The organism is Paraburkholderia sp. BR14312 (assembly GCF_040948675.1).
Classification (GTDB): Bacteria; Pseudomonadota; Gammaproteobacteria; order Burkholderiales; family Burkholderiaceae; genus Paraburkholderia; species Paraburkholderia nodosa_A.
Map to the genome: position 1 here is coordinate 25,741 of NZ_JBFPKI010000002.1, position 25,477 is coordinate 51,217.

23 protein-coding genes are annotated in these 25,477 nt (G+C 65.6%); 7 read left to right on the top strand and 16 right to left on the bottom strand.

From position 1 onward, the window contains the following. Positions 1-297: 297 nt before the first annotated feature. Entirely contained in the window at positions 298-1,356 is a 1,059-nt protein-coding gene (locus AB3X98_RS05905; protein ID WP_368604912.1) for a PRC-barrel domain-containing protein, read from the top strand. An 11-nt stretch (positions 1,357-1,367) separates the two neighbouring features. After that, positions 1,368-2,618: an MFS transporter gene (locus AB3X98_RS05910; RefSeq protein WP_141710589.1), complete on the top strand. Its 1,251-nt coding sequence runs from the start codon at positions 1,368-1,370 to the stop codon at positions 2,616-2,618. A gap of 214 nt (positions 2,619-2,832) precedes the next feature. Here AB3X98_RS05910 and AB3X98_RS05915 read toward each other — a convergent pair whose 3' ends face one another. Together AB3X98_RS05915 and AB3X98_RS05920 are read right to left on the bottom strand one after the other, a co-directional pair. After that, positions 2,833-3,306: a DUF3331 domain-containing protein gene (locus AB3X98_RS05915; RefSeq protein WP_083245099.1), complete on the bottom strand. Its 474-nt coding sequence runs from the start codon at positions 3,304-3,306 to the stop codon at positions 2,833-2,835. A gap of 762 nt (positions 3,307-4,068) precedes the next feature. Further along, positions 4,069-4,977 (bottom strand): LysR family transcriptional regulator ArgP, encoded by a 909-nt coding sequence (locus AB3X98_RS05920; RefSeq protein WP_069262457.1) that lies wholly within the window; start codon positions 4,975-4,977, stop codon positions 4,069-4,071. A 144-nt stretch (positions 4,978-5,121) separates the two neighbouring features. On the opposite strand from AB3X98_RS05920, the gene AB3X98_RS05925 reads away from it, so the two are divergent. The 4 genes from AB3X98_RS05925 (at position 5,122) to AB3X98_RS05940 (ending at position 8,994) form a co-directional block, all read left to right on the top strand. Then, positions 5,122-5,739 carry a LysE/ArgO family amino acid transporter gene (locus AB3X98_RS05925; protein ID WP_368604911.1) on the top strand — a complete coding sequence of 206 codons (618 nt, stop codon included), beginning with the start codon at positions 5,122-5,124 and terminating at the stop codon, positions 5,737-5,739. A 347-nt stretch (positions 5,740-6,086) separates the two neighbouring features. Next, positions 6,087-7,079, top strand: a complete 993-nt coding sequence (locus tag AB3X98_RS05930; RefSeq protein WP_368604910.1) for a ferritin-like domain-containing protein — start codon at positions 6,087-6,089, stop codon at positions 7,077-7,079. A gap of 206 nt (positions 7,080-7,285) precedes the next feature. Further along, the gene (locus AB3X98_RS05935; RefSeq protein ID WP_368604909.1) at positions 7,286-8,035 is read left to right on the top strand and encodes an electron transfer flavoprotein subunit beta/FixA family protein; all 750 of its coding nucleotides are present in this window, start codon (positions 7,286-7,288) and stop codon (positions 8,033-8,035) included. Between the two features lie 23 nt (positions 8,036-8,058). Further along, positions 8,059-8,994: an electron transfer flavoprotein subunit alpha/FixB family protein gene (locus tag AB3X98_RS05940; RefSeq protein WP_368604924.1), complete on the top strand. Its 936-nt coding sequence runs from the start codon at positions 8,059-8,061 to the stop codon at positions 8,992-8,994. Between the two features lie 104 nt (positions 8,995-9,098). Here AB3X98_RS05940 and AB3X98_RS05945 read toward each other — a convergent pair whose 3' ends face one another. The 13 genes from AB3X98_RS05945 to AB3X98_RS06005 all read right to left on the bottom strand — a co-directional run bounded on the left by AB3X98_RS05945 (position 9,099) and on the right by AB3X98_RS06005 (position 23,036). Next, positions 9,099-9,902, bottom strand: coding sequence for a CoA ester lyase (locus AB3X98_RS05945; RefSeq protein ID WP_368604908.1), 804 nt, complete (start codon positions 9,900-9,902; stop codon positions 9,099-9,101). Beyond that, a complete protein-coding gene (locus tag AB3X98_RS05950) occupies positions 9,899-11,278 on the bottom strand; it encodes an MmgE/PrpD family protein (protein WP_368604907.1) in 1,380 nt (459 codons plus the stop codon). Before AB3X98_RS05950 ends, AB3X98_RS05945 begins: the two co-directional genes overlap by 4 nt. Positions 11,279-11,323: 45 nt before the next feature. Beyond that, on the bottom strand, positions 11,324-12,502 hold the full coding sequence (locus AB3X98_RS05955) for a CaiB/BaiF CoA transferase family protein (protein ID WP_368604906.1): 1,179 nt from the start codon (positions 12,500-12,502) through the stop codon (positions 11,324-11,326). 15 nt (positions 12,503-12,517) lie between these two features. After that, positions 12,518-13,681, bottom strand: a complete 1,164-nt coding sequence (locus AB3X98_RS05960; protein ID WP_368604905.1) for an acyl-CoA dehydrogenase family protein — start codon at positions 13,679-13,681, stop codon at positions 12,518-12,520. Positions 13,682-13,718: 37 nt separating this feature from the next. Then, positions 13,719-14,564, bottom strand: coding sequence for a MaoC family dehydratase N-terminal domain-containing protein (locus tag AB3X98_RS05965; protein ID WP_368604904.1), 846 nt, complete (start codon positions 14,562-14,564; stop codon positions 13,719-13,721). Positions 14,565-14,722: 158 nt separating this feature from the next. Beyond that, complete coding sequence (locus tag AB3X98_RS05970; RefSeq protein ID WP_368604903.1) at positions 14,723-15,511, bottom strand: citryl-CoA lyase; 789 nt, start codon at positions 15,509-15,511, stop codon at positions 14,723-14,725. A 33-nt stretch (positions 15,512-15,544) separates the two neighbouring features. Next, positions 15,545-16,414, bottom strand: a complete 870-nt coding sequence (locus tag AB3X98_RS05975) for a MaoC/PaaZ C-terminal domain-containing protein (protein WP_069262468.1) — start codon at positions 16,412-16,414, stop codon at positions 15,545-15,547. 20 nt (positions 16,415-16,434) lie between these two features. After that, positions 16,435-17,226 carry an enoyl-CoA hydratase/isomerase family protein gene (locus AB3X98_RS05980; RefSeq protein ID WP_368604902.1) on the bottom strand — a complete coding sequence of 264 codons (792 nt, stop codon included), beginning with the start codon at positions 17,224-17,226 and terminating at the stop codon, positions 16,435-16,437. Further along, positions 17,223-18,359: a biotin/lipoate A/B protein ligase family protein gene (locus tag AB3X98_RS05985; protein WP_368604901.1), complete on the bottom strand. Its 1,137-nt coding sequence runs from the start codon at positions 18,357-18,359 to the stop codon at positions 17,223-17,225. The genes AB3X98_RS05980 and AB3X98_RS05985 overlap by 4 nt, the downstream gene beginning before the upstream one ends. Next, entirely contained in the window at positions 18,356-19,531 is a 1,176-nt protein-coding gene (locus tag AB3X98_RS05990; RefSeq protein WP_368604900.1) for a phenylacetate--CoA ligase family protein, read from the bottom strand. Before AB3X98_RS05990 ends, AB3X98_RS05985 begins: the two co-directional genes overlap by 4 nt. A 45-nt stretch (positions 19,532-19,576) precedes the next feature. Continuing rightward, on the bottom strand, positions 19,577-20,776 hold the full coding sequence (locus tag AB3X98_RS05995) for an acetyl-CoA C-acetyltransferase (protein WP_069262472.1): 1,200 nt from the start codon (positions 20,774-20,776) through the stop codon (positions 19,577-19,579). Positions 20,777-20,838: 62 nt separating this feature from the next. Further along, positions 20,839-22,131, bottom strand: a complete 1,293-nt coding sequence (locus tag AB3X98_RS06000) for an acetyl-CoA hydrolase/transferase family protein (RefSeq protein ID WP_368604899.1) — start codon at positions 22,129-22,131, stop codon at positions 20,839-20,841. Then, entirely contained in the window at positions 22,131-23,036 is a 906-nt protein-coding gene (locus AB3X98_RS06005) for an SDR family NAD(P)-dependent oxidoreductase (RefSeq protein WP_368604923.1), read from the bottom strand. Before AB3X98_RS06005 ends, AB3X98_RS06000 begins: the two co-directional genes overlap by 1 nt. 293 nt (positions 23,037-23,329) lie before the next feature. On the opposite strand from AB3X98_RS06005, the gene AB3X98_RS06010 reads away from it, so the two are divergent. Continuing rightward, complete coding sequence (locus tag AB3X98_RS06010) at positions 23,330-24,232, top strand: LysR substrate-binding domain-containing protein (RefSeq protein ID WP_342945534.1); 903 nt, start codon at positions 23,330-23,332, stop codon at positions 24,230-24,232. A gap of 41 nt (positions 24,233-24,273) precedes the next feature. On the opposite strand, the gene AB3X98_RS06015 is transcribed toward AB3X98_RS06010, so the two are convergent. Beyond that, positions 24,274-25,431 (bottom strand): acyl-CoA dehydrogenase family protein, encoded by a 1,158-nt coding sequence (locus AB3X98_RS06015; protein ID WP_133183506.1) that lies wholly within the window; start codon positions 25,429-25,431, stop codon positions 24,274-24,276. Positions 25,432-25,477: the final 46 nt, after the last annotated feature.

A 25,477-nucleotide genomic window follows, 5' to 3' on the forward strand; every position in this document is an offset into this window, starting at 1 on the left:
TTCATGCCGCGATGCTTATATGCCCGTGTACAGGGCACGGCGCGGAGGCCGGCCCCGCGTTTACACCTGGGCGTGAAGCGGGCCGTTGCCGCGTGCACCGGGGCTGGTTTCGTATGACGAAGCGCGATCGTCCCGGCGCGGCGCTTGCGGCGAGTCGACCAGCCGGCCGCCCACGCTGGTCGCCTTGACGCCGTCATTAAGCGGATCGGGCCGGTGCGCGGGTTACACTCACGCATCCCGACCCGGTTTCCCCTGCCGCGCGCGCGTCGCGACGGCTGCTCCAAGGAGTTTCAGTAGATGAGACGCGGCTTCCTGCGTTGCGCACGTCCCGTTTTTCACTTCCCGTACGCCCTTACGCTGCTGATTCTGCTCACGCTTTCGGGCTGCAGCCTATTCCGGCCGGCCCCGCCGCCCGAGCCGGAAGCGCCCGTAGCCACGGAGCCCGAGCCGGCCGCGAGCGAGCCCGAGGCCGCGTCCGCGCCCGAGATGGCGAGCGAGCCGGAAGCGGGGGGCACGGCGAAGCCGGCGCCGAAGAAGCCGCGCCCCGCGCCGGTGCACCGCCGCCGTCCCGCGCCAGCGCCGCCCGCGCCCGCCAGCGCCCCGCCGGCGCCCCCCCCCGCGCCCATCGTGCAGGTACGCACGCTCGAGCGCGGCACCTTCCGCACGCTGCTCGACAGCGAAGTGCAAAAGACCGACGGCAAGGTCGTGGGCCGCGCCGTCGACATGGTCACGGGCCCCGGCGGCAAGCCCGTCGACGTCGTGGTGAACCTGCAGGGCTTCATGGGCATTGGCGACCGCAAGGCCAACTTCCCGTGGAGTGGTGTGCGCGTGAATACCCAGGCGAAAACGCCCGCCATCACGCTCGCCCTGCCGGCCAGCCAGCTGCAGGTTCCCGACCGGCCCAAGGCCGGTGCGCCGCAGCCCGGCAACCCCGAGGCGAGCGCGACGCGCCTGCCCATGCTCGACGCGGACGTGGAACGCGCCAACGGCGGCAAGGTCGGCCGCGTCGTCGACGTGCTGCTCGACGGCAGCGCCGCCCCGCAGGCCGTCGTGCTCGACGTGAGCGGCACGCTCGAGAAACGTCATACGATCGCGGCCGACTGGTCGGCGCTGCACTTCGTCACGAAGAACAACACGCTCGAAGCGCAGCTCGAAATGAGCGACCAGCAGGTGGATGCCTCGCCGCCCTACGCACCCGACCAGCCGGTGCACGCGGTCACGCCCGCCGCCCCGCCGCCGCCGGCCCCGGCCCCGGCCGCTTCGGCCGCTTCCGCCACTTCGGCTGCTTCGGCTGCGCAAGCCGCGCCCGCTGCATCGCCCGTCGCCTCGGCGGCCAATGCCCACGGTGCCAAATGACGGACGGCACCATGCAACAACCCAATCCAGGCCAGCGCAGCGTGCGCGCGCTCGACTGGCTGAACTTCTTCGTGGCGAACGTACAGACGGGCTTCGGGCCGTTCATTGCGTCGTATCTGGCATCGCACAAGTGGACCCAGGGCGAGATCGGCCTGGCGCTTTCTGTGGGCACGATCAGCGCGATGGTGAGCCAGGTGCCGGGCGGCGCCGCTGTGGACGCCCTGCGCAACAAGAAGGCCGCCGCCGCGTGGGCGATCATCGCGATCATCATCTCTGCCGTCCTGCTCGCCGCGAGCCCGACCGTCGTGGCGGTGATGGCCGCCGAGGTCTTCCACGGCTTCGCCAGCTGCATGCTCGTGCCGGCCATGGCGGCGCTCGCCCTCGCGCTGGTGGGCCGCCAGAACCTGGGCGACCGGCTTGGCCGCAACGCGCGCTGGGCCTCGATCGGCAGCGCGGTGGCCGCCGGCCTGATGGGCCTGTGCGGCGAGTACTGGTCGCCGCGCTCCGTGTTCTGGCTGACGGCTGCGCTCGCGTTGCCCGCGCTCGTCGCGCTCGCGATGATCGAGTACGACCAGAACGCCGCCTACGCCAAACCCGCGGCCAGGCCCGGCAAGGCCGCCGCGGCAGTTGCCGGCGAACCGCGCGAAACGATCCTCGACCTGCTGCGCGACCGGCGCATGCTGACCTTCGCGGCCTGTGTGGTGCTGTTCCACCTCTCGAACGCCGCGATGCTCAACCTCGCCGCCGGCGAAGTGACGGCCGGCATGGGCGACAACGTTCAGCTCGTGATCGCGGCGTGCATCATCGTGCCGCAAGCCATCGTCGCGTTGATGTCACCCTGGGTCGGCCGCACCGCGCAGGCCTGGGGGCGCCGCCCCGTGCTGATTCTGGGCTTTTGCGCGCTGCCGCTGCGGGCGCTGCTGTTCGCCGCCGTCGGCAACCCCTACTTCCTCGTCCCGGTGCAGATGCTCGACGGCCTGTCGGCCGCCGTGTTCGGCGTGATGCTGCCGCTCATCGCCGCCGACGTGGCGGGGGGCAAGGGCCGCTACAACCTGTGTATCGGGCTCTTCGGACTGTCGGCGGGGATCGGGGCGACGCTTTCGACGGCCCTTGCCGGCTTTATCGCCGATCACCTGGGCAATACGGTGAGCTTCCTCGCGCTCGCGAGCGCGGGCGCCGCCGCCGTGCTGCTGGTTTGGCTTGCGATGCCCGAGACGCGCGACGCGCTCGAAGAGGAAAACGCCCGCGACGCCACCGTGTGAGCGGTGCGCCGCCGGGGCGGGCGCCGGTTGCGCCTGCGCCGACGGATGGCGGCGACCCGCCTTTCACCCTGCAAACGAACAACGGCGCCCTTGGGGCGCCGTTTTGTTCTTGTGCAGTTCATGACATGAGCATGACGAGGTGTGACCAGCCACGTGGCATGTGAACGGCGGGTGGCATACCCGCGCGGGCGACCGGTGCGCCCTGGGACGCCGCTCAGGCGGCCAGCGCCTCGTCCAGACGCGCCGCGACCACGGCGTTGGGCAGGTTGTCGAGCTTGCTCGCGAGGATCATCGCGTCGGCATTGGCCGGGCGGTGACGGCGATTGGGGCTCGGCCGGAACACCGCGTCGCCGCGGCGGATCTTCTCGCCGGTCAGCGCACAAACGGCGCTGCGGCGCGCCGTGCAGACCCGCCACAACTGGTCGGAGTAACGGCCATAGGTGGCGTCGCTCCAGCAAACGGTGATGCTGTCCGGATCATGCCGCCGGATCAAGGTGATGCCCTGCGCATCCCACGAACGGACGGTGGCGCGCCGCCGGTTCGCCGCCTCCGATGCGCCGCGTGTGATGGGTACCGGTTTGCAGCTTCTGCCGCCTTCGAATTCGCCGTCCAGGCTTAACGGCTCGGAAGCCGCGGACAGAAGGTCAATGGTTTGTTGCCAAACGCTGCCGGTATCTAATTTCGTCATAATGCACCTCGTGCACGTGGAAACGATTCAAATATGCCGGTCGAATAAGCACTCTGCCACGTCCGGATTATAGCGTGTCCAACTCGCAATCCACAGGAAAAACGCAATTTTCACACGATAATGCGAAACGCAAAAGACGAGACGGCAGAGCTTTCAGTTCCGGCTGTACGCCTCCAATGTTGGTTTCTTTACATCCGTGAACTTTTTTGCCGATTTGATGATACTTAACAATCTCACTGCGGAAAAAATAACCGGTTTCAGGCCTGGATGTCACGCGTCGCGCGACTTTCCACATAACTGAATTGTTACAGCGCCCGCTGCGCCACGCGCGCGCATAAAGCCCGAAATGCCCGCCCATGGCCGGTCTCGCGGTCTTTACCCGCATCGCGACGGCTCCACTCTTACACACGGGACGTGACCGATCAATGAAACGCAATGCATCTATTCGACATTGGTGCATCAGACATATCACATACTAAACGTCAGTCTATTGGACGCGAAATTCTCGCACGAAGCTTGCATTCTCCACACCCATAGAATATCGAAGCATTCCACTATTCGAAAAGCAATTAATGGATTTCGGATATTGCTTTAGATGCATTGCCGCGACCCAATGCTGACATTGTGCAACTCGCAGGAGAGAAATAGCAACAAAACGGTGATGTTACGAGCCCTGTCGTGCGCACCGAAAGTCAGCACACTAATCCACCATTGAATCCGTGGATAAAGACAAACGAATGAAGCTATCGCGCGGCGCGCATCTTATGTCCCGCGGCCCTGATCGAGAAATTCGCCGGCGCGCACCTTGAGCATGGCGCCGAAGTCGTCGAGCCAGCCAATGGAAAGCCGCCAGCTTTGCCAGTACAGTTCGACGTCGAGCGCGCGGCCGGGCGTGAGCTCGACGAGTTCGCCACGCGCGAGATGCGGCGCGATCATGCGCTCCGGGCACATGCCCCAGCCCAGACCGTTCAGGCAGCAGCGCAGAAACCCGGCCACATGAGGAATCCAGTGCAGCGGCGCGTCGATCTGCGCGCGCGTAATGCGGCGAATGAAGCGCTTTTGCAGTTGATCCTTGGGATTGAACTCGACGCACGGCGCGTGGCGCAGCGTGTCGCGCGTCACCCCTTGCGCGAAATGCCGCTCGAAGAACGCCGGCGAGCACACCGCGAGGTACCGCATGCGCCCGAGGCGCGTCGAGCGGCAGCCCTGCACGGGCTCGGCCTGCGTCGTGACGGCGCCCTGCACGCTCCCGTCGCGCATGCGTTGCGCGGTGTGATCCTGGTCGTCGATCACGAGGTCGAGCAGAACGCCGCGCTCGACGCAGAAGCCCGCCACGGCGTCGATGAACCAGGTACCCACGCTGTCGTCGTTCACGGCCACCCGTAGCGTCGGCCGCGCCGCCCCCAGCGCGCTCGTGAAGGTCGGCATCGCCCCGCCCAGCTCCGCCTCGAGCAATTGCACGCGCTCCGTGTGACGGCACAGCAGCGCGCCGGAAGCCGTCGCGACACAAGGCTGGCCGCGCTTCACTAGCACAGTGCCCACGCGCTCCTCCAGCAGCTTCACGCGCTGCGAAACCGCCGAGGGCGTAACGTTGAGTGCGCCCGCGGCGCGATCGAACGAACCATGCCGCACGACGGCGGCGAGCGCATCGAGCAAGGCATAGTCGAGCATTAGCGTTCCTTAATCCGGTTAATGAAAATGAGCTTTGCTTATGCGGCTCCTGGCGGCAGACTAACGCCATTCCCTGTCGATGTCCAATGACCGCAGGCGCTGCGCACCGCGCCGCCCGCGGCGCCTACTTTCTTCGCAACCGTCATGAACTGGCTCGCTTTCACCCACGGCGCGGCGCTCTGCGCCTCGCTCATCGTCACGATCGGCGCACAGAATGCGTTCGTGCTGCGTCAGGGCATCCTGCGCTCGCACGTCGGCAAGATCGTCCTGCTCTGCACACTGTCCGATTTCGTGCTGATCGGCGCGGGGGTAGGCGGCGCTTCGGCGCTCGTCGAGCGCTATCCGACCTTCGTGCACATCGTGCTGTACGTGGGGCTCGCGTGGCTCGTGTGGTTCGGCATCGGCGCGCTGCGCCGTGCGGTGCGCCCGTCGCACGCGGTGCTGGAGAGCCATGCCGCGGCGGATGCGCCCGAACAGCGCGCCTGGCCGATCATCCTCATGACGCTCGCGTTCACCTGGCTCAATCCGCACGTCTATCTCGACACCTTCCTGCTGATCGGCACGGCTGGCGCGAGAGAACCGCAGGGCAGCCGCCTCGCCTTCGCGATCGGCGCGATGTCCGTGAGCGCGGTGTGGTTCGTCGCGCTCGGCTACGGCGCACGCGTGCTTGCGCCGCTGTTCCGGCGTGCGGGTGCATGGCGCGTGCTCGACGGCGCTATCGGCGGGATGGTGCTGTTGATCGCCTTTGCGCAATTGCGTTGAAGTCCACGAAAGCGCGATGCGCGGCGAGCGCACTTGCCGCGTGTGCCGCGTTTTCCATGACGACCCGCTACCCCACGCGGCAAGCGTGCCGCACCGCCATGCTCAGGCCCGCTCGTTCGCGCCGCGATTGTTCAACGATTCGATATGGGGCGGCCCGTTATTGCGCCGAACGAGACAGACTCGATCGGAAGCGGCAGTCGGCCTTCTTGCGCGACGTCTGAACGATAGCTAACGATTCGACGGCACGTCGCGCTCATCGCGCATCGCGCCGGTTCGAAGTAAGCTCTTGCGACGACTGCAATCTCTTCTGCACTGCGTGCCTTTGCCGCCAGCAAAAGAACAGCGAGATGGACGACCTGATCCTCGACGCCTTCGATGCGTCGCAACTGATTCCCGGCTTCCACGCGCCAGCGTTGCCCGTCGAGCGTCCGGACCGCGAAACGCTCGACGCCGCCGAGCGCAACACGCGCCACTGGACGAGCCATGTCACCGGTGCGCTCACGCCGGGCTCCGACGTGCATCGCGACGAAATGTGCCGCATGTTCCGCGAGACCTTCAATCCTTACCGGCCCTCGGTACTCGATTGGCCGCAGCTCGAAGCCGCGGCGCTCAAGCGCATTACCGATCTGCCCATCTGGGACATCGCCGTGCAAACGGAAGGCCGCGCGCGCCTGCGCATGGCCGCCTATGCCGCCTCGCTCGACGACGCCGTAATGCGCGACGCGCTCGCACTCAACGCGTGGGAGGAGAACCGCCACAAGGAAGTGCTCTCGCGCATGGTGGCGGCGTACGGCATCAAGCTCGCGAGCGAGCCGCCCTACGTGTACCCCAAGGACGCCGAATGGGCTTACCTCGTGACGGGCTACAGCGAATGCGTGGACAGCTTCTTCGCGTTCGGCCTCTTCGAAGTGGCGCGACGCTCGGGCCTCTTTCCGCCCGAACTCATCGACACGTTCGAGCCCGTCATGCAGGAAGAATGCCGCCATATCCTGCTGTTCGCGAACTGGGTGGCCTGGCACCGCGTCCGGCTCAACTGGTGGCAACGCATTCGCTTCGAGTTGAAGGTGGCCGGCGTCTGGGCCTTTCTGGCGTGGGAACGCGTTGGCCTCGCGCGCGCCATGGATGCAGAGGGCAACGAACACCGGCACGACAACAACTTCACGATGAACGGCGCGCAGCAGGTGACGGACGTGGACATCAGCGTACCGGAACTCATGCACCTGTGTCTCGCCGAGAACGAGCGGCGCTTTGCGGGCTACGACAAGCGTCTGCTGCGCCCGGTGACCATGCCGCGGCTCGTGCGCTTCGCACTGCGCTTCGTGCGCGACAAGAAGCACTGACGCTCCCCCCTTCCCCTGCACGCGCGCCGCTTCGTTCGAACGGACGATTGCGACGCGCGCTGCTTTCATGCGACGCTTCGCGCCCATGCAGGTTGCGCGGTGCCGCTTTAGCGTGCTCGAAGCACGCCTTCCGCAAAGCTGAATTCCGCGCAGCTCACGCGTCTGTCACAGTGACGAAAGCATTGCCCCTATCGAGGAGAGAGAGCTTGAAAATTCTGGTGCCCGTCAAGCGCGTGGTCGATTACAACGTGAAGGTCCGAGTGAAGTCGGACGGCACGGGGGTGGATATCGCCAATGTGAAATTTTCGATGAACCCGTTCGATGAAATTGCCGTTGAAGAAGCGGTGCGTCTGAAGGAAGCCGGCGTGGCGACCGAGGTCATTGCCGTTTCGTGCGGTGTTTCGCAGGCCCAGGAAACGCTGCGCACGGCCCTCGCTATCGGCGCGGATCGTGCCGTGCTGGTGGAGTCGAACGACGATCTGCAGCCGCTCGCCGTGGCGAAGCTTTTGAAAGCGCTCGTCGACAAGGAACAGCCGTCGCTGATCATCCTCGGTAAGCAAGCCATTGATGACGATTCGAATCAGACCGGGCAGATGCTCGCTGCGCTGGCAAACTTGCCGCAAGCGACGTTCGCCTCGAAGGTGGTCGTGGCCGACGGCAACGCGACCGTGTCGCGCGAAGTGGACGGTGGCGCGGAAACGCTGTCGCTCAAGCTGCCCGCGGTCGTCACCACGGACCTGCGCTTGAACGAACCGCGCTACGTCACGCTGCCGAACATCATGAAGGCGAAGAAGAAGCCTTTGGAGACGCTCAAGCCTGAAGACCTGGGTGTCGACGTCGCGCCGCGTCTGAAGACGCTGAAGGTTGCCGAGCCGCCGAAGCGTTCGGCAGGCTTGAAGGTGCCCGACGTTGCGGCGCTGGTCGAGAAGCTGAAAACCGAAGCCAAGGTGCTGTAAGGGGAGCGAAACAAATGACGAATCTGGTGAATCTGGTAATAGCTGAACACGACAATCACTCGATCAAGGCCGCGACGCTGAACACGGTCGCCGCAGCACAGAAAATTGGCGGCGACGTGCACGTGCTGGTCGCGGGCCACAATGCGCAAGCCGCAGCGGATGCCGCCGCGAAGATCGCAGGCGTCGCAAAGGTGCTGCTTGCCGACGCGCCGCAACTCGAACAAGGTATCGCGGAAAACGTCGAAGCGACGGTCCTTGGCATTGCAAAGAACTACACGCACATCCTGGCTCCGGCAACGGCAGCGGGCAAGAGCGTCACGCCGCGTGTCGCCGCGAAGCTCGACGTCGCCCAGATCAGCGACATCGTCGCGGTGCACAGCGCCAACACGTTCGAGCGTCCGGTCTACGCGGGCAATGCTATCGCGACGGTGCAGTCGGTCGATCCGATCAAGGTCATCACGGTCCGTTCGACGGCGTTCGATGCAGTCGCTGCCGTTGGCGGCAACGCAGCGATCGAAAAGATCGAAGCCGCAGCCGACAGCGGACTCTCACAATTCGTGAGCCGCGAAGTGACCAAGCTCGACCGTCCGGAACTCACGAGCGCGAAGATCATCGTCTCGGGCGGCCGGGGTCTGGGCAGCGGCGAGAACTACACCAAGGTTCTGGAGCCGCTCGCGGACAAGCTCAACGCCGCACTTGGCGCCTCGCGCGCAGCGGTGGATGCTGGTTACGTGCCGAACGACTATCAGGTCGGCCAAACCGGCAAGATCGTCGCGCCGCAGCTGTACGTGGCCGTCGGCATCTCGGGTGCGATCCAGCATCTGGCCGGCATGAAGGACTCGAAGGTCATCGTCGCGATCAACAAGGACGAAGAAGCGCCGATTTTCAGCGTGGCCGACTACGGCCTCGTGGGCGACCTGTTCACGGCCGTACCGGAACTCGCTCGGGCAATCGGCTAATACCGCCGCCAGGCTGGCAGCAAAAAACGGAAGGCGCCTTTGTGAAAACAAGGCGCCTTCTTTATCGACTTCATCGCAGCAACTTCTACGACGACGGCAAGCGTTCAAGCACCCAGAATCCGCCGCGCCTTGAGGATCACCGGCATGTCGACCATCTTGCCTTCGAGCGCCACCGCCGCCCCGCCGCTCGCCTGCACCGCATCGAGCACGCGCTGCGCCCATGCGCGCTCAGCCTCGCTCCATGCGTACGCGCGATGCACAGGCTCGATCTGCTTCGGATGAATGCAAAGCTTGCCGCCGTAGCCGAATCGCCGTCCACGCCGTGCTTCACGCTCGAGAAGATCGGCATCGTCGAATACGGTCGAAACACCGTCCACGGGCGCCGCAATGCCCGCAAGCCGCGAGGCCAGCACGATCTGCGAACGGAACGCGTCGAGTTCCTCGCCGTCGCCGTCGATACCCATATCCACCTGAAAGTCGAGCGTGCCGAACGCGACGCGCAGCACGCCTTGTGCGCGACACACTGCGTCCAGGCCCGCGATGCCGCGCGCCGTTTCCACGATCGGCAACACGTGTAGCGCGCCGTGCGCGCCTGAGCGCACCGCCGCGACCTGCTCCGCGCTTTCCGCCTTCGGCAACATGATGCCCGCCACGCCCGCGTGCCCCGCGAGGGCCGCGACATCATCGGCGAACCAGGGCGTGTCGGTGCCGTTCACGCGCACCCACACGGGGCGCACGGGGTCCAGCGACGCAAGCACGGCGTCGCGCGCCGCGCCCTTCTGGTCCGGCGCAACCGCATCTTCCAGATCGAAGATCACGGCATCCGCCCCTGCGCCACGCGCCTTCTCGAAGCGCTCGGGCCGGTTGCCCGGTACGAAGAGATACGAGCGGGAAAGCACGGCGCTCATACACCCATCCTCTCGCCGAACAGCGCGCCCACGCGCTGCGCCTCGGCAATGCCCCACGCCGCGTCGAGCAGACGCTGCGCATCGCTTTCGCTCGCTGCGCCCGAAAATGCCGCGAGCCGCACGAACTTCGCGCCGATCTCCTCGCGCGAGAGCGTATTGCCCGGATCGCCCTTCGGCTCGTCCACGCGGCCCTGCAACGTCCGGCCGTCGCGCGTCGTCACGCTCACCTTGCCGATCCAGCGGGCGGGATATGCGCGATCCACTTCCTCGTCCAGCGCCATCGTCACGCGTTCGCGAAACGCGGCGATATCGTCCGCCGAGGAGTCGCGCTCGAACTCGTTCACGCCTGCATAGCCGCGATAGGCGACCAGTCCGAGCACCGTCCCCATGTTGAATTTCGCCTGGTGAACGGTGCTCGGCACGACCACGCTGCCGAGCACGTCGATGGCGCCTTGATGCACATGCGCTGTCACGCTCGCAATATCGTCGGGATTCAGACCGTGCGCTTCGATCACGGACAGCAGCGCGTCAGCGGCCGGATGCGTATGACGGCACGCCGCGTGATACTTGAACGACGTTTCGACCGTGGCCCAACGCTCGCCCAGGCGATCGACCAGCTTCGCGGGATCGGCGTCGCTCGACATACCCGCCGCCATGCCCTGTGCACCTTCGAGAATGCGCTGCGCGCCGCGAAACCCGTCCGCCGCGAGCTGGGCGGCCATCAGTCCATTCGCAGCCGCCATGGCCGTGTGCAGTTGCTTCGAATCGGCCGCGTCGCGCAGGAACTCCCACAAGCCGCTCGCCTGCGTGCCCGCCGATCCGAATGCGTCGAGCATCTGCTCAGGGGTGAGCTTGAGCAGACGACCTGCGGCCGCGGCAGCCGCGATCGTGCCCACGGTGCCAGTCGTGTGAAATATCTTGTAGTGCGAACGTCCCATGAATTCGCCGACGCGGATGCCCACCTCGTAACCCGCCACCGAGGCTGCGATGAACTCGTGTCCCGAGGCGCCCAGTGCCTGCGCGAGTGCCAGCGTCACCGGAAACACGACAGTAGCCGGATGCAGCACCGAGCCGTTGTGCACGTCGTCCTGCTCGACGAAATGCGAAGCGGCGCCGTTGGTCATCGCGGCGAAATACGCCGTGGTGCGAGTGCGGTCGATGATGATGTCGCACGGCCCCTGCGCGTCGGTGCCACCGCGCGCGGCACGTGCGAAGCGCGCAATCGTTTCGACCGGACGCGCGCCCTTTCCGCCCAGCGCGGAGCCGAGCCAGTCCACGTAAAGATTGACGGCGCGCTCGACCACGTGAGTCGGAATCGCGTCGAAGCGCAGTTGCGAGGCGAAGGCCGCGAGCGCGCGGCTGGGATGATCTGTCATGGCAGCGTAGTTCAGTGGAGTCGGTTTGCGAAGCGCGAGACGCGATCAGATGGCTCCGGCTTCGCGCAGCGCGCCGATGCGCGCCGCGTCATAGCCAAGCTCACGCAGGATTGATTCGGTATGCTGACCGAGCGCGGGCACCGCATCCATGCGGGCATCGAATGCGCAAGGCGCGCCCGGCGGCAACAGCGCCGGAACGGTCCCCGCCGGGGTCTGCACCTCGCGCCAGCGCTCGCGTGCCTGCAGTTGGGGGTGCGCCCAAACATCGGCCATCGTGTTCATCCGGGCGTTGGCAATGCCGGCGCGGTCGAGCCGTTCAATGACCTGCGCGGCGGTCAGCTTCGAAAACGCATCGACGATCAGTTCGCGCAGTTCCGCACGGCGCGCGGAACGCTGGGAGTTCGAGGCAAAGCGCTCATCGGTGGCGAGTTCCGGCTGCGACAGCACGTGCTCGCAAAAGAGCTTCCATTCGCGATCGTTCTGCAGGCCGAGCATCACCGACTTGCCGTCGCCGGCGGGAAACGGCCCATAGGGATAGATCGTCGCGTGCGAAGCGCCTGCGAGTGGCGGAGGCGTTTGCCCGTCGATCGCGTAGTAGAGCGGATAGCCCATCCACTCCACCATGCTCTCCAGCATCGAAACGTCGATGCGGCAGCCGCGCCCGGTGCGACCGCGCATCAGCAACGCACTGAGGATGTTCGAGTAGGCATACATGCCTGCGGCGATATCGGCGATCGAGCAGCCTGCCTTCGCGGGCTCGCCGGGCGACCCCGTGATGGAGAGGAAGCCCGATTCGCTCTGGATCAGCAGGTCGTAGGCCTTGCGTTCGCGATAAGGGCCGTCGTCGCCGTAACCGGAGATGTCGCACACGATCAGCTTCGGGTAACGCTCGCTGAGCGCTTCGTAGCTCAGTCCAAGTCGCGCGGCGGCGCCCGGGGCGAGATTCTGCACGAGCACGTCGGCGTCGGCGAGCAGCGCGTCGAGGATCGGCGCGGCCTCTTTGTGCTTGACGTCGAGCGAGAGGCTTTCCTTCGAGCGGTTCGTCCACACGAAGTGCGATGCGAGTCCATGCACGCGCTCGTCATAGCCGCGCGCGAAGTCCCCGACGCCAGGCCGCTCGATCTTGATCACGCGCGCGCCGAGATCGGCAAGCTGGCGCGTGCAGAAAGGCGCAGCGATCGCGTGTTCGAGCGTGACGACCTTGATGCCGTCGAGTGGTCTCATGGCGCGCGCCTCCGGTCAGAACGAACGCGGCAGGCCGAGCACATGCTCCGCCACGTACGAAAGGATCAGGTTGGTCGAGATCGGCGCGACCTGGTAGAGGCGCGTCTCGCGGAACTTGCGCTCCACATCGTACTCGCAGGCGAAGCCAAAACCGCCGTGGAACTGCAGGCATGCATTCGCGGCTTCCCACGAAGCGTCGGCGGCGAGCAGCTTCGCCATATTGGCCTGCGCGCCGCAGGCCTCGTGCGCGTCGAAGCGGCGCGCGGCCTCGAAGCGCATCAGGCTCGCGGCTTCGACGTTGACGAACGCGCGCGCGATGGGAAACTGCACGCCCTGGTTCTGTCCGATCGGCCGCCCGAACACGATGCGCTCCCTGGCGTAGGCGCTCACCTTGTCGATGAACCAGTAGCCATCGCCGATACATTCGGCCGCGATCAGCGTGCGCTCGGCGTTCAGGCCGTCGAGGATGTACTTGAAGCCCATTCCCTCCTCGCCGATCAGGTTTTCCGCCGGAATTTCGAGGTTATCGAAGAAGAGTTCGTTGGTCTCGTGATTGACCATGTTGAGAATCGGCTGCACGGTGAGGCCGTTGCCGATCGCCTCGCGCAGGTCCACCACGAAAATCGACATGCCTTCGGACTTCTTCTTGACGTCGGCAAGCGGCGTGGTGCGCGCAAGCAGGATCATGAGGTCCGAATGCTGCACGCGCGAAATCCACACCTTTTGCCCGTTGATCACGTAGCGGTCGCCCTTGCGTACCGCCGTCGTCTTGATCTTCGTGGTATCGGTGCCCGTCGTGGGCTCGGTCACGCCCATCGATTGCAGACGCAGTTCGCCGCTCGCGATTTTCGGCAGGTACTTGCGCTTTTGCTCGGCCGAGCCGTGGCGCAGCAGCGTGCCCATGTTGTACATCTGGCCGTGACAGACGCCCGAGTTGCCGCCCGAGCGGTTGATCTCTTCCATGATGACCGAAGCTTCGGTCAGGCCCAGACCCGATCCGCCGTACTCCTGAGGAATCAGCGCAGCGAGCCAGCCCGCTTTCGTGAGTGCGTCGACGAATTCCTCGGGATAACCGCGCGCCTCGTCGATCTTGCGGAAGTATTCACCGGAGAACTGCTGGCACAGATCGCGCACGGCTTCGCGGATATCCTGAAACGAATCTTGTTGCGTGGTTTGCATGATCGATATGAATTCGCTATGTAGTTCGTGTTGCCGTTCAGGCCAGCGTGGCGGTGGCCTGCATCGTCAGATAGCCGTCGTGGTCTTTCGCCCAGAGTTCCACCGAGCGCGCGTCGTCCGCGAGCTTGCCGCACAGCGTGAACGCGTGGCCTGCGAACGTGGGCCGTACCGCGCGAAACGCAAACGTTGCGATGGTGGCGTCGGGCCGCTCGCGGTGCACGAGGTCGAGCAGCAGCGTGGCGATGAGCGGGCCGTGCACGACGAGGCCCGGATAGCCCTCTTCCTGCGTGACGTACGGGAAGTCGTAGTGAATGCGATGACCGTTGAAGGTCAGCGCGGAATAGCGGAACAGCATGAGCGCACTGGCGGTGAGCGTTCGCGACCATGTCTCGCCTTCGGGTGCCACTACCGGCTTGGGCGCGCTCGCGCCGGGTTGCGGCGCGTCGCGATAAACGATGTCGTGCTCTTCCTCGATGCACAGCGCCCCGCCGCTCTCGTAGCGATGCTGCACGGTCACGAACACGAGACGGCCGCTACGGCCGGTCTTGTCCTCGATGTTCGCGATGGTAGAGGTGCGCGCGGCCTCGCTGCCCGCGCGCAGCGGCGCGTGAAAGGTAAGGCGTCCGCCCGCCCACATGCGGCGCGGCAGTTCGACCGGCGGCAGAAAGCCACCGCGTTTCGGGTGTCCATCGGGACCCGCTTGCGCGAGCGGCGAGACGGGCAGAAAATAGAGCCAGTGCCACAGCGGCGGCACGGCGCTATCGGGGGCTTCGCGATCGAGCGTGGCCGCGAGGGCGCGCAGCGGAAACGCGGTGATATCGTCGGTGAGCGTTTCGGTCTTGTCGAGCCACGCACTGAGCGTTGGCGTTTGCGATTCCGGCATGGCGTTTCTCCGATTCGAGACTGTTGGCCATACTATGAACGGCTCACATCGTTTCGCGAAGTTGCCTTTGCCGAATCGGCCCTTTCGCTTTCGTTAATCCCCCGACCATCGCGGCCCGATACTTGCACGCGGCTTTCAACCACGGCCGCGCGCAGGCCTCACGCTTCGCCGCGCAGATGGGCGGAGGCTTCGTCTTCCACGCGCTGCCACAACTCGAACGACATGGGGCGCTCGCCTTCTTCGAGCAGATGACCCACGAGGCCAATGGCGCGCGCCATCACACCGAAGCCGCGCACGATACGCCACGGGAAGCCGAATTCGCAGCAAATCGCGCCGATCGCACCCGTCGCATTGATCGGCAGTGCTTTGCCCGACGCACGCTCGGCCTCCGCGCCAATGAGTTGCATGAGCGTCACATAGCGCCCCGACATGCCGTTTTGCGCGGCCAGTTCGAAAAGGCGCGGCGTGCGGGGATCGATGGGCTTGTGCAGCGGATGGCCGAGCCCCGGAATCGGCATACCACGCGCGCGCCATGCGGCGACGGTATCGACTGCGAGTTTCTCCAGGTCGTCGCACTGGCCGTCATAGGGCAGCGCTTCGGACAGCATGCGGCACGCGCCTTCCATGCTGCCGACGAACACCGAGCCAAGCCCGCATAGCCCCGCGGCGACAGCCGCCTGCAGCGACTCGGGCGCGCCCGCATAGGTCATGCGCGCGGCGATGGCGCTTGGCGTCATGCCGTGCTCGACGAGCGTGATGACGATGGCGTTGAACATCGCGGACTGCTGCGGCGTGGCCGCCTTGCCCGTGAGTTGCAGAAACGCGAAGTCGCCGAGATTCATGTGGCCGAGCACTTCGTCGGGCAGACTCTTGCCTCGCACGACGATACGATCGGGCGTGCTGTACGCGATATCGGAGCGCACGAGCGGTTTCGGTTGACGGGCCATAGTCCTGATTTCCTTCGTTATACAGAATAGCGCTCAGCGCAATTGTGCGCGCCCATGGTTGAGCACGAGCACGTCGCGTTCCAGCACGCGCGCGCGAAAACTCACTTCGTCGCCATCTCGCCACATCTCGGTGCGGATCGTCTCGCCCGGATACACAGGTGCCGTAAAGCGTGCGTGAAACGCCACGAGGCGTTGCGGGTCGCTCGCGCACATCGTCTTGAGCACGGCATGCGCGGCCACGCCCCACGTGGCGAGCCCGTGCAGGATAGGCCGTTCGAAACCCGCCGCGCGTGCGACCTGCGGGTCGGCATGCAACGCGTTGTCGTCACCGCACAGGCGATAAATCAGCGCCGTTTCCGGGCGCGTCGGCAGATCGCAATGATGATCGGGCGCGCGCTCGGGCATCGGCGGCGGCGGCGCGGGCGCTTCGTCGCTCAAACCGTTGTCCGCGCTGAAGCCGCCGTCCCCACGGCAGAACGTGAGCTGCGTGACGGTGGCATACAGGTCGCCGCTTGCCTTGTCGGTAATGCTACGCTGGATTTCGAGCAGCGCGCCCTTGCCTGCGCCTTTGTCGACCACCCGCGTGATACGCGAGCGGCCGATCACCGTTGCGGCCGGCGGCAGCGGCTTGTGCATCACGAGGCTCTGCTCGCCGTGCAACAGCCGCACCCAGTCGATGCCCGAGCGCGGGTCGCGCGCCCAGAAGCCGGGAAAGCCGAGCACGACGGCAAGCGTCGGCGGCACGCGCAACTCTTTTTCGTAGACGAATGCCAGGTCGTCCGGATCGACGGGATTGGCGCCGTATCCCACAGCGAGGCTGTAGAGCATGGCGTCGCGCGCGGTATAGGTTTGCTCGACGTCCTTGAACGGCCAGTTGCGCAGGGTGTGATAGTCGATCGTCATGGCGGTGCGTGGATGAAAGATCAGGCCTCGGCGGCGGGCCACTTGAAGAGCGGGTCGGCCTTCTCGCGAAAGCGCTTCACGGCTTCGCGATGGAATTCGGTCGTGAACGCAATGCCCTGCGCCGCCGACTCGATTTCGAGCATCGCGCGCAGGTCGCTGCCAAGCGACTGATTCAACGCGCGCTTGGCCAGACCGAACGCAATGGGCGACGCCGCCGCGAGACTGGCCGCCACCTGCGCGGCGCGCGCATGAAGCTGTTCGGGCTCGACGACTTCGAGCACCGCGCCGATCTCCTTCGCTTCCGCGGCGCGTAGTTCGCGCGCCGTAAAGACGAGATCCTTGGCGCGCGCGAGTCCCACCACGCGCGGCAGCGTATAGAACGCGCCGCAATCGGGCACGAGACCGACTTTCATGAAAGGCATGCAAAAGCGCGCCCGCGTGCTGGCAATCACGAAATCGGCGGCGAGTGCGAAGCTGAAGCCCGCGCCGTAGCACACGCCATCCACGGCCGCGATCACCGGGCGGTCGAGGTCGATCAGCATGCTCACCCAGCCATGCAGGTCGTCGATCCGGTCGCGTCCCGTTTCGGCGCTCGTTACGTTCATGCCGCCCACGTCGCCGCCCGAGCAGAAGTCATTGCCCGCGCCGCGCAAAATGACCGCACGCACGCCGCGGTCGGTACGTATGCGCTGCACGGCTTCGAGCAATTCCACGCGCATCTCACCGCTGAGGGCGTTCTTCGCTTCCGGACGATTGAACGTGAGCGTCGCGACGCCCGCGTCCTGTTCGACCAGCAAGGTTTTTTCGCTCATGCGCTCACCCCTACGCTTGCGAGTTCAGCGAGCGCCTTGTCGAGCGCCGTGATGAGATGCACCGGCTCGACGCCTGCGAACTCCACGTCGGGACGCGCGAGAAATGCCTCGATATGCGCCGCGCAGGCTTCTCGCGTGGCGGCAAGTCCGGTGAAGCCGTCTTCGAGCCAGGCGACCGAAGCCAGCGGACGCGGGTGCCAGTCGCCGTTGACGATCGCCTTGACCACCGTGCCGTCACGCACGAGCAGACTCAGCCAGATCAGCCCTGCCGGCGCCTTTTCGCGTCCGCGCACGATACGGTCTCCCAGCACGCTGATTGGACTGTAACGCGCGGCCTCGCTCTTCTCATGGAACCAGCTCTCTTCGTGCAACTCGCGCTCGTATTGCCGGGCAAAAACGAGTTCTTCACTGCCGAGCGCGCCAGATACGAGCGCCACTTCCCCGAACGTGCGGCGAACGCAGGCCGTGACCCATGCGGTCAACTCATCGGCGCTCACCTCGCGGCCGAGTTCCTGCTCCAGAAACGTGTAGCGCGACCCGAGATCCTTGTGCTTCTTGTCCTTCACCTTCTCTGGCGCCATGGGCATGGCGCGCGCCGCGATTGCCGTGTCGATCGCCTTCACGTTCAGCAAAATGCGGAACGTCAGCACGCCGCCTTCGATCTTCAGCGACGTGGCCACGAGCTTGCGTCCGTCGATCTCGACGTCGTTCAGCGGCCGATAAGCGGCTTGCAGGCCGAACACATCGCGTAGCGCTTCGGCGACGTGGCCCAGTATCGTCGGAAACGCTTGCGCCGCCGTTTGGGGCACGCCGGGCAGACCGATGGGCAGATAGAACGCGAGAAATGCCGAGCCGCGCCCCGCGTAAATCGCGCCGCCGCCGCTCACGCGCCGCCGCGCGAGCACGTTGTTGTCGCGGCAAAACGGCAGATCGAGCACCTGGTTCGGATCTTCGTTCACGCCTACGGTGATGCTGTCTTCGTTGAAGACGTTCAGATAGACCGTGGGCGGTACGAGATTCTCGGCCACGGCGCGCTCGACGGCCGGCGACACCGAAATGGAAAAGTCCGCGTAGCTGTGGCCGCCTACGACGAGTCGCCACGGGGTTGGGGTGTGCGTTGCGCTTGCATTCATGTCGTCTCTCTCCGTTGATCTTCTGCGAGTGCCGCGCCTTCGAGCTTCGCGACCGTCTCGATGGCGTCCGCGTGTATGAGCGTCTGGCGCTTGAAGCGCTCGGCTATGGCCTCGATCGCACCGCCCTGCACCGTCCCTTCCACCTGCAGCGTCAGATGGTCGCCACCATGAGTCTTAGTGCCGACCACGAGCCGATAGGCGCCCGTCGCGCCCTCCAGGCCCAGCAGCACCGTCTTCAATTCGGATGGGTAGACCTTCACGCCCTTGATCTTCACCATCGAATCCGCGCGGCCGAACACCACGCGCGGCAGCGCCACCGTGCGCCCATGCAAGGGCGCAGTGCGCTCGAGCAAGGTGAGGTCGCCAGTGCGATAGCGCACGAGCGGTTGCAGTTCCTTGTTCAGATGCGTGAGCACGAGTTCGCCACGTTCGCCCTCGGCAACCGGATTGCCGGTGTCCGGGTCGATGACTTCGGCGTACAGCAGTTCGTCGAACACATGCACCCCCGTACCACCGGGGAATGTCCGCGCCACCGGCAGGCATTCGGAAAGCGAGTAACTGTCGATCAACAACGTGCCCGGCATCGCTTCGCGCACGCGTGCGTACAGCGCGGCATTGCCCGTGAACGCTTCGCCACCCGCGAAGAACACGCGCGGCACGGGGCACCCCGCTTCGATGAGCTTGAGCGCATGCGACGGGTTGCCGGCCAGCACCGTCACGCCGCACTGCTGCGCGACACGTGCCGCGCGCTCGGTCTCGCCCGGGCCATGCGGAATGCACGCCACGCCGCGCGCTTCCATCTGGGTCTGATAGAAAAGCCCCGCAACGAAGAGGTGATAGCCGAACGTCACCATGCACACGTCGCCGGGGCCGATGCCGCACGCGTCGAGATGCTGCCCACACGCGGCTTCGATGGCACGCAGATCGGCCGCGCTCTGCAGGATCGGGACGAGCGAAGCGCCCATCGGCGTGAGGTGCACGCGCACCGGCGGAATGGCCGGCGCAAACGCGCCGTAGCCGGGGCAATTCATCTCGGCCACCAGTTCGGCGCGCGTCATGAGCGGCACGCGCTCGGCGAACTCCGCCGCGCTCGCGACGCTGCCCGGAAGACGTCCCGCATAGAACGGATGCGTTTGCAGCCGGGCGAGCTGCGCGTTGAGTGCATCGAGCATCGTCTCCTCCTTGTTATGTTCCGTAGGGATGCGAAGCGTTCGTACTCAAGCCGCCCGCTCGAAAATCGCCGCGATGCCCTGGCCGCCGCCTACGCACATGGTTTCGAGGCCATAGCGGCCCTTGCGGCGCTGCAGTTCGTAAAGCAAGGTCGTGAGCATACGTACGCCGGTCGCGCCGATCGGATGACCGAGCGAAATGCCCGAGCCGTTCACGTTCAGCCGCGCTTCGTCGTGCCAGCCCCAGCCCTTGAGCACCGCGAGCACCTGACACGCGAAGGCCTCGTTCAGTTCGACGAGATCGAGTTGATCGAAGGTGAGCCCGGTCTTGTGCAGCAGCTTTTGCACGGCCGGCACCGGGCCGATGCCCATCGTCGCGGGCTCGCATCCCGAAGCTGCCCAGCCCGTGAGGTAACCAAGCGGCGTGAGGCCCAGTTTGTCGAGCTGGTCTTCGGCGACGATCAGGCACGCAGCCGCGGCGTCGTTCTGCTGGCTCGCGTTGCCCGCCGTCACCGTGCCGCCTTTCATGAGCGGCTTGAGCTTCGCGAGCGACGCCTCGCTTGCGTCGGCGCGCACGCCTTCGTCGCGTGCGAACAGCACCGGGTCGCCCTTGCGTTGCGGCACCGAAACCGCCACCACCTCGTCGGCGAAACGGCCCGACTCCCATGCCGCCGCGGCGCGCTGGTGGCTGCGCACGGCGTACGCGTCCGCTTCCTCGCGCGTGATGCCGTATTCCTTCGCGAGGTTTTCAGCCGTTTCGATCATCCCGGAGATGTAGCCGAAGCGCGCTTCGGGCTGCGAGCGTTCGCGGCCACGCTCGAGACGGTCGTGCATCTTCACCGAGCCTGCGCGAGCGCCCCAACGCATGTCGGTCGTGTAGTACTCGATATTGCTCATGCTTTCCACGCCGCCGGCCACGACCACGTCCGCCGCGCCGCTCTGCACCATCATCGCGGCGGTCACGACCGCCTGCAGCCCGCCGCCGCAACGGCGATCGAGCTGCATGCCGGGCACCTGCACGGGCAGCCCTGCTTCGAGCGCAGCCCAGCGGCCGATGCAAGGCGTTTCGCTGTTCGCATACGATTGCGCGAAGACCACGTCCTCGATGCGTGCCGGGTCCACGCGGCTGCGCGCGATGGTTTCGCGCAGCACCGTGGCCGCGAGCGTTTCGACGGAAACAGGGCGCAGGCTGCCGCCGAAGGTGCCGACCGGCGTGCGTACGGGTGCGACTATCGCTGCTCTTCTCATTTCGGATTCCTTTACATGGAGTCTGGTTGTTGTTGTTCGCCGCGTCGTGTGCCTGCGTACCGTCAAACCGCTATCGCATCCCGCCGCGCATGGTGTTGCGCCGCCAGCTGTTCGCGCCATTCTGGCGGCGCGATGGCGAGCATGCGCTCGGTGCGCTGGGCGAGCGTGAGCCCGCGCAGATCGGCCACGCCGTGCTCGGTGACGATCACCGCGGCGTCGCTGCGCGGCGTGCTGACCGGCCCCGAAAGACGCGCGACGATGCGACTGCCATGCCGCGTGCTGGCTGCGAGCGCGACGATCGCGACGCCCCCGTGCGAGCGCGCCGCGCCGCGCATGAAATCGAGCGCCCCGCCCACGGCGCCCACATAGCGACCGCCGGCAGCTTCCGCATTGACCTGCCCCGTCAAATCGACTTCGAGCGCCGAGTTGATCGCCACGAACCGGTCGAGGCTGCCGAGCACGTCGATGTCGTGCGTATAGGCCGTGGCGCGAAACTGAATCTGCGCATTGCGGTGCGCATGCGCGTAGACCTTGCGCGTGCCCATCATCGTGCCGGCCACGCTCACGCCTCGATCGCGCGACTTGCGAGCATTCGTCACCACACCGGCTGCGATCAGATCGACCACCGCGTCACCGATGGTGCCGCTATGCACGCCGAGATCGCGCCGGTCGCGCAACTGCGCGACGATGGCCTCGGGCAGCGCGCCCAGCCCGAACTGGATTGTCGAGCCGTCTTCGATCAGGGATGCGGCGTGCTGCGCGATGCGCCGCTCGATGTCGCCGGCCTGCGTGGCAGGCGCTTCCAGCGGCGCGCGGTCGGTATGGATCAGCACGTCGAAATCATCGCCGCACAACATGCGCTCGCCGAAGGTCCACGGCGCCGCCGCATTTACCTCCGCAATGACCACGCGCGCACTGTCGATCAGCGGCACGAGATACTCATGGGCGATCGAGAGGCTGTAGCGGCCCGCCTCATCGGCGGGGGCAACTTGCAGCAGCAACACGTCGATGCGGTTCGGACCCGTAGTCAGCACGCTGCGAAACTGCGAGTAGTGACACGGCAGGATGTCGAGCACGCCTTCGCGTTCGAGCCGCCGGTTCGTACCCGATGCGCCATAGGCCATGAAGTCCACGCAGTCGGCATACGCGGGCTCGAGCGTGTCGGACCACGACGCGCCCACGAACACGCGAAAGCGCCCGCCTATCGCCTTGCGCTGCGCCATCAGCAGCGCGGTGAGCGTGCACGGCTCGGCTCCGCACTGGCCCCATGCGAGCGTGTCGCCCGGGCGCACGTACTGCGCGAGATCGAGCTGCGCGGCGTCGACGATGCGCGCCGCGCGCGGGCCGCGCGTCATCAGACGGGGTCCCAACTGAAGACATCGGCGGAAACATCGAGCGTATGGAACGATTTTCGCAGCGCCGGCATGGCATGCTCGGCGATCGTCTCCGGCGTCCAGCCTTCGCCGCGATGCACCGAACGCACGGGGCGCGGCTGGCTCATCAGGAAGATTTCGTTGTTGCGGACCGCGAAAATCTGGCCCGTCACGTCGGCGGCCTGTTCGCTCGCGAGGTAGACGGCGAGCGGCGCGATCTTCGCGGGCGTCATCTGCTTGATCTTGGCAACGCGTGCTTCCTGTTCCGGCGAATCGATCTTGATAGAGTTGATCATGCGGCTCCAGGCGAACGGCGCGATGCAGTTCGAACGGATACCGAACTTTTCCAGATCGAGCGCGATGGATTTCGACAGGCCCGCAATGCCGAGCTTCGCGGCGCTATAGTTGGCCTGCGCGAGATTGCCGATCAGCCCGGACGTGGACGTCATATGCACGAACGCCCCGCTGCGCTGCTCCTTGAAGTGGTCGGCGGCGGCGCGCGAAACGTAGTAAGAGCCGTAGAGGTGAACCTTGAGCACGGCGTCCCACTCCTCTTCGCTCATCTTGTGGAAGAAGCGGTCGCGCAGGATGCCCGCGTTGTTCACCACGCAATCGATACGGCCGAACACGTCCAGCGCGTTCTGCACGATGCGGGCGGCGCCGGCGGCGTCGGCCACGCTGTCGGTGTTCGCCGTGGCCTGGCCGTCGAACGCCGTGATCTCGTTCACCACGGCTTGCGCGGGGCCGTCGTTATGGCCCTCGCCGGTGAGCGTGGCGCCCACGTCGTTCACCACGACTTTCGCGCCGTGGCGCGCCATCATGAGCGCAATATCGCGGCCAATGCCGCCGCCCGATCCTGTCACCACCACGACCTTGCCGTCCAGCATTCGTTGCGTCGTCATCGTTTTCGCTCCTCCAGCCCGCGTTGCGCCGGGCATTCATTCGATTTGAATCGTGATGCGGCAAGCTGTGCCGTTCGTGTTGCAGCTTGACGCATCGGCCAAAGCTGCACAATTTGGATATGCCGAACGCCTGTTTCGGCCAGGATTAACCCGTACTATCGCTAATGGCGTGCGTTGCGCTGCGGCGCAATAATGGCTGGAGTCTGCTCGCCCCTCATGTTTTTTGCATCCCTCTAACGAACGAGCTGACGGACATTGGAGTCACGGCAAGTCAACCCATGCATTTCGATCTCGTCGACCTGAAGCTCTTCACCCACGTAGCCGAGGCGAGCAGCCTCACGCGCGGCGCGGAACGCGCGCACCTGTCGCTGCCCGCGGCGAGCACGCGTATCAAGAATCTCGAAGAACAGGTGGGCGTGAAGCTCTTGAGCCGCACGAGCCAGGGGGTCACGCTAACGGGCCCCGGCGAGACGCTGCTCGCCCACGCGCGCCGCGTGCTCAAGCAACTCGAGCAACTCACGGGAGACTTGCAGGAATATTCGCAGGGGGTGAAGGGCCATGTGCGCGTGTTTGCGAACACCACGGCGATGAGCGAGTTCCTGCCTGCCGTGCTGCGCACCTACCTCATCAATCATCCCGACGTGTACGTGGACATTCACGAGCGCCTTTCGCCCGATATCGTGCGCGCCGTGCAGGACGGCACGATCGATATCGGCATCGTGGCCGGCAATGTGCGCACCGAGGGACTGCAGGTGCTGCCCTACCGGCGCGACCGGCTCGTGCTCGTCACCGCGCTCAGCCACCCGCTTTCGCAAGCGAGCGAGATGGCGTTTGCCGATACGCTCGACTACGACTTCATCGGGCCGCCCGACGAAAGCGCGATTTTCTCGTTTCTCAAGCGCGCCTCGTCGGATCTGCAACGCACGATACGCTGGCGCATCCAGATCGGCAATTTCGAAGCCGCGTGCCGCATGATCGAGGCGAACATCGGCATCGGCGTGCTGCCCGAAGGTACGGCGCGCCGCCACGCGCAAACCATGTCGCTCAAGATCGTACCGCTCACCGACGAGTGGGCCGTGCGCAAACTGCAGATCTGCATGACCGACCGCGATGCGCTGCCGCTGTTCGCGCGCAAGCTCGTCGATCTGCTGGTGGCCGACGGCATCGGCCGCCTCGAATAGCCCCATGACGCGGCGCGCGTGCTGCGCGCCGCCCCTCTCGATTAGCGCCCGCCGGCCGCCCGAATCATATTGCGCGCAATGACGATCTGCTGGATCTGGCTCGTGCCTTCGTAGATGCGGAAGATGCGCACATCGCGGTAGAAACGCTCGATGCCATAGTCGGACATATAGCCCGCGCCGCCGAAAATCTGCACCGCGCGGTCTGCCACCCGCCCGCACATTTCGGATGCGAATAGCTTCGCGCACGCGGCCTCGGTGCTCACGTTCTGGCCGGCATCGCGGCGGCGCGCCGCGTCGAGCACCATGCAGCGCGCCGCGTAGAGTTCGGTCTGGCTATCGGCGAGCATGGCCTGCACGAGCTGGAACTCGGCGATCTTCTCGCCGAACTGCTCGCGCTCCATCGCGTAGCGCAGCGCGTCGTCGAGCATGCGCTGCGCCACACCCACGCAAATCGCCGCGATATGAATACGCCCCTTGTCGAGCACCTTCATCGCGGTCTTGAACCCCACGCCTTCTTTGCCGCCGATGATGTTTTCCGCGGGCACCTTCACGTCCTCGAAGATGACGTCGCAGGTATGCGCGCCGCGCTGGCCCATCTTCTTGTCGCGCTTGCCGAAGCTGATGCCGGGCGTTTTCGCGTCGACGATGAACGAGGTGATGCCGCCCGCGCGCGGCTCGTCGGGATTGGTGCGCGCCATCAGCGTAAACATGCCGGCCTGCGGCGCGTTCGTGATGAAGCGCTTGGTGCCGTTCACCACGTAGTGGTCGCCGCGCCGCTCGGCGCGCGTCTTGATCGATGCGGCGTCCGAGCCCGCGCCTGGCTCCGTGAGCGCGAAGCTCGCGATGATCTCGCCGCTCGCAAGCTTCGGCAGCCATGTTGCTTTTTGCTCGTCGGTGCCGTCGATCACGATGCCCTGCGAGCCGATGCCTACCGTCGTGCCGATGATCGAGCGAAACGCGGGCGAAGTCTTGCCGAGTTCGAACATCACGAGCACTTCTTCTTCCATCGTGAGATCGAGCCCGCCGTACTGCTCCGGGATGGTCAGGCCAAAGAGGCCCATGGCCTTCATGTCATCGACGATATCGGCCGGAATTTCATCGGTTTCCGCCACGCGCTCTTCGTTCGGCACGAGACGCTCGCGCACGAAGCGCGCGACGTTGTCGAGCAGAACGTTCATCGTTTCCTGGTCGCGAATCATGGTGTATGCCCTGCAATCGTTGATCGGGCGGCACGACGCCGCCCGT

Excerpts from the sequence above, each read along its gene's own strand:
- AB3X98_RS05970 (WP_368604903.1), bottom strand. The coding sequence starts at position 15,511 with ATGGCCCGTCAACCGAAACCGCTCGTGCGCTCCGATATCGCGTACAGC.
- AB3X98_RS05945 (WP_368604908.1), bottom strand. The coding sequence starts at position 9,902 with ATGAGCGCCGTGCTTTCCCGCTCGTATCTCTTCGTACCGGGCAACCGG.
- AB3X98_RS05930 (WP_368604910.1), top strand. The coding sequence starts at position 6,087 with ATGGACGACCTGATCCTCGACGCCTTCGATGCGTCGCAACTGATTCCC.
- AB3X98_RS05975 (WP_069262468.1), bottom strand. The coding sequence starts at position 16,414 with ATGACGATCGACTATCACACCCTGCGCAACTGGCCGTTCAAGGACGTC.
- AB3X98_RS05995 (WP_069262472.1), bottom strand. The coding sequence starts at position 20,776 with ATGAGAAGAGCAGCGATAGTCGCACCCGTACGCACGCCGGTCGGCACC.
- AB3X98_RS05965 (WP_368604904.1), bottom strand. The coding sequence starts at position 14,564 with ATGCCGGAATCGCAAACGCCAACGCTCAGTGCGTGGCTCGACAAGACC.
- AB3X98_RS05910 (WP_141710589.1), top strand. The coding sequence starts at position 1,368 with ATGCAACAACCCAATCCAGGCCAGCGCAGCGTGCGCGCGCTCGACTGG.
- AB3X98_RS05950 (WP_368604907.1), bottom strand. The coding sequence starts at position 11,278 with ATGACAGATCATCCCAGCCGCGCGCTCGCGGCCTTCGCCTCGCAACTG.
- AB3X98_RS06000 (WP_368604899.1), bottom strand. The coding sequence starts at position 22,131 with ATGACGCGCGGCCCGCGCGCGGCGCGCATCGTCGACGCCGCGCAGCTC.
- AB3X98_RS05985 (WP_368604901.1), bottom strand. The coding sequence starts at position 18,359 with ATGAATGCAAGCGCAACGCACACCCCAACCCCGTGGCGACTCGTCGTA.
- AB3X98_RS05925 (WP_368604911.1), top strand. The coding sequence starts at position 5,122 with ATGAACTGGCTCGCTTTCACCCACGGCGCGGCGCTCTGCGCCTCGCTC.
- AB3X98_RS06005 (WP_368604923.1), bottom strand. The coding sequence starts at position 23,036 with ATGCTGGACGGCAAGGTCGTGGTGGTGACAGGATCGGGCGGCGGCATT.
- AB3X98_RS05980 (WP_368604902.1), bottom strand. The coding sequence starts at position 17,226 with ATGAGCGAAAAAACCTTGCTGGTCGAACAGGACGCGGGCGTCGCGACG.
- AB3X98_RS06010 (WP_342945534.1), top strand. The coding sequence starts at position 23,330 with ATGCATTTCGATCTCGTCGACCTGAAGCTCTTCACCCACGTAGCCGAG.
- AB3X98_RS05955 (WP_368604906.1), bottom strand. The coding sequence starts at position 12,502 with ATGAGACCACTCGACGGCATCAAGGTCGTCACGCTCGAACACGCGATC.
- AB3X98_RS05915 (WP_083245099.1), bottom strand. The coding sequence starts at position 3,306 with ATGACGAAATTAGATACCGGCAGCGTTTGGCAACAAACCATTGACCTT.
- AB3X98_RS05905 (WP_368604912.1), top strand. The coding sequence starts at position 298 with ATGAGACGCGGCTTCCTGCGTTGCGCACGTCCCGTTTTTCACTTCCCG.
- AB3X98_RS05990 (WP_368604900.1), bottom strand. The coding sequence starts at position 19,531 with ATGCTCGATGCACTCAACGCGCAGCTCGCCCGGCTGCAAACGCATCCG.
- AB3X98_RS06015 (WP_133183506.1), bottom strand. The coding sequence starts at position 25,431 with ATGATTCGCGACCAGGAAACGATGAACGTTCTGCTCGACAACGTCGCG.
- AB3X98_RS05960 (WP_368604905.1), bottom strand. The coding sequence starts at position 13,681 with ATGCAAACCACGCAACAAGATTCGTTTCAGGATATCCGCGAAGCCGTG.
- AB3X98_RS05920 (WP_069262457.1), bottom strand. The coding sequence starts at position 4,977 with ATGCTCGACTATGCCTTGCTCGATGCGCTCGCCGCCGTCGTGCGGCAT.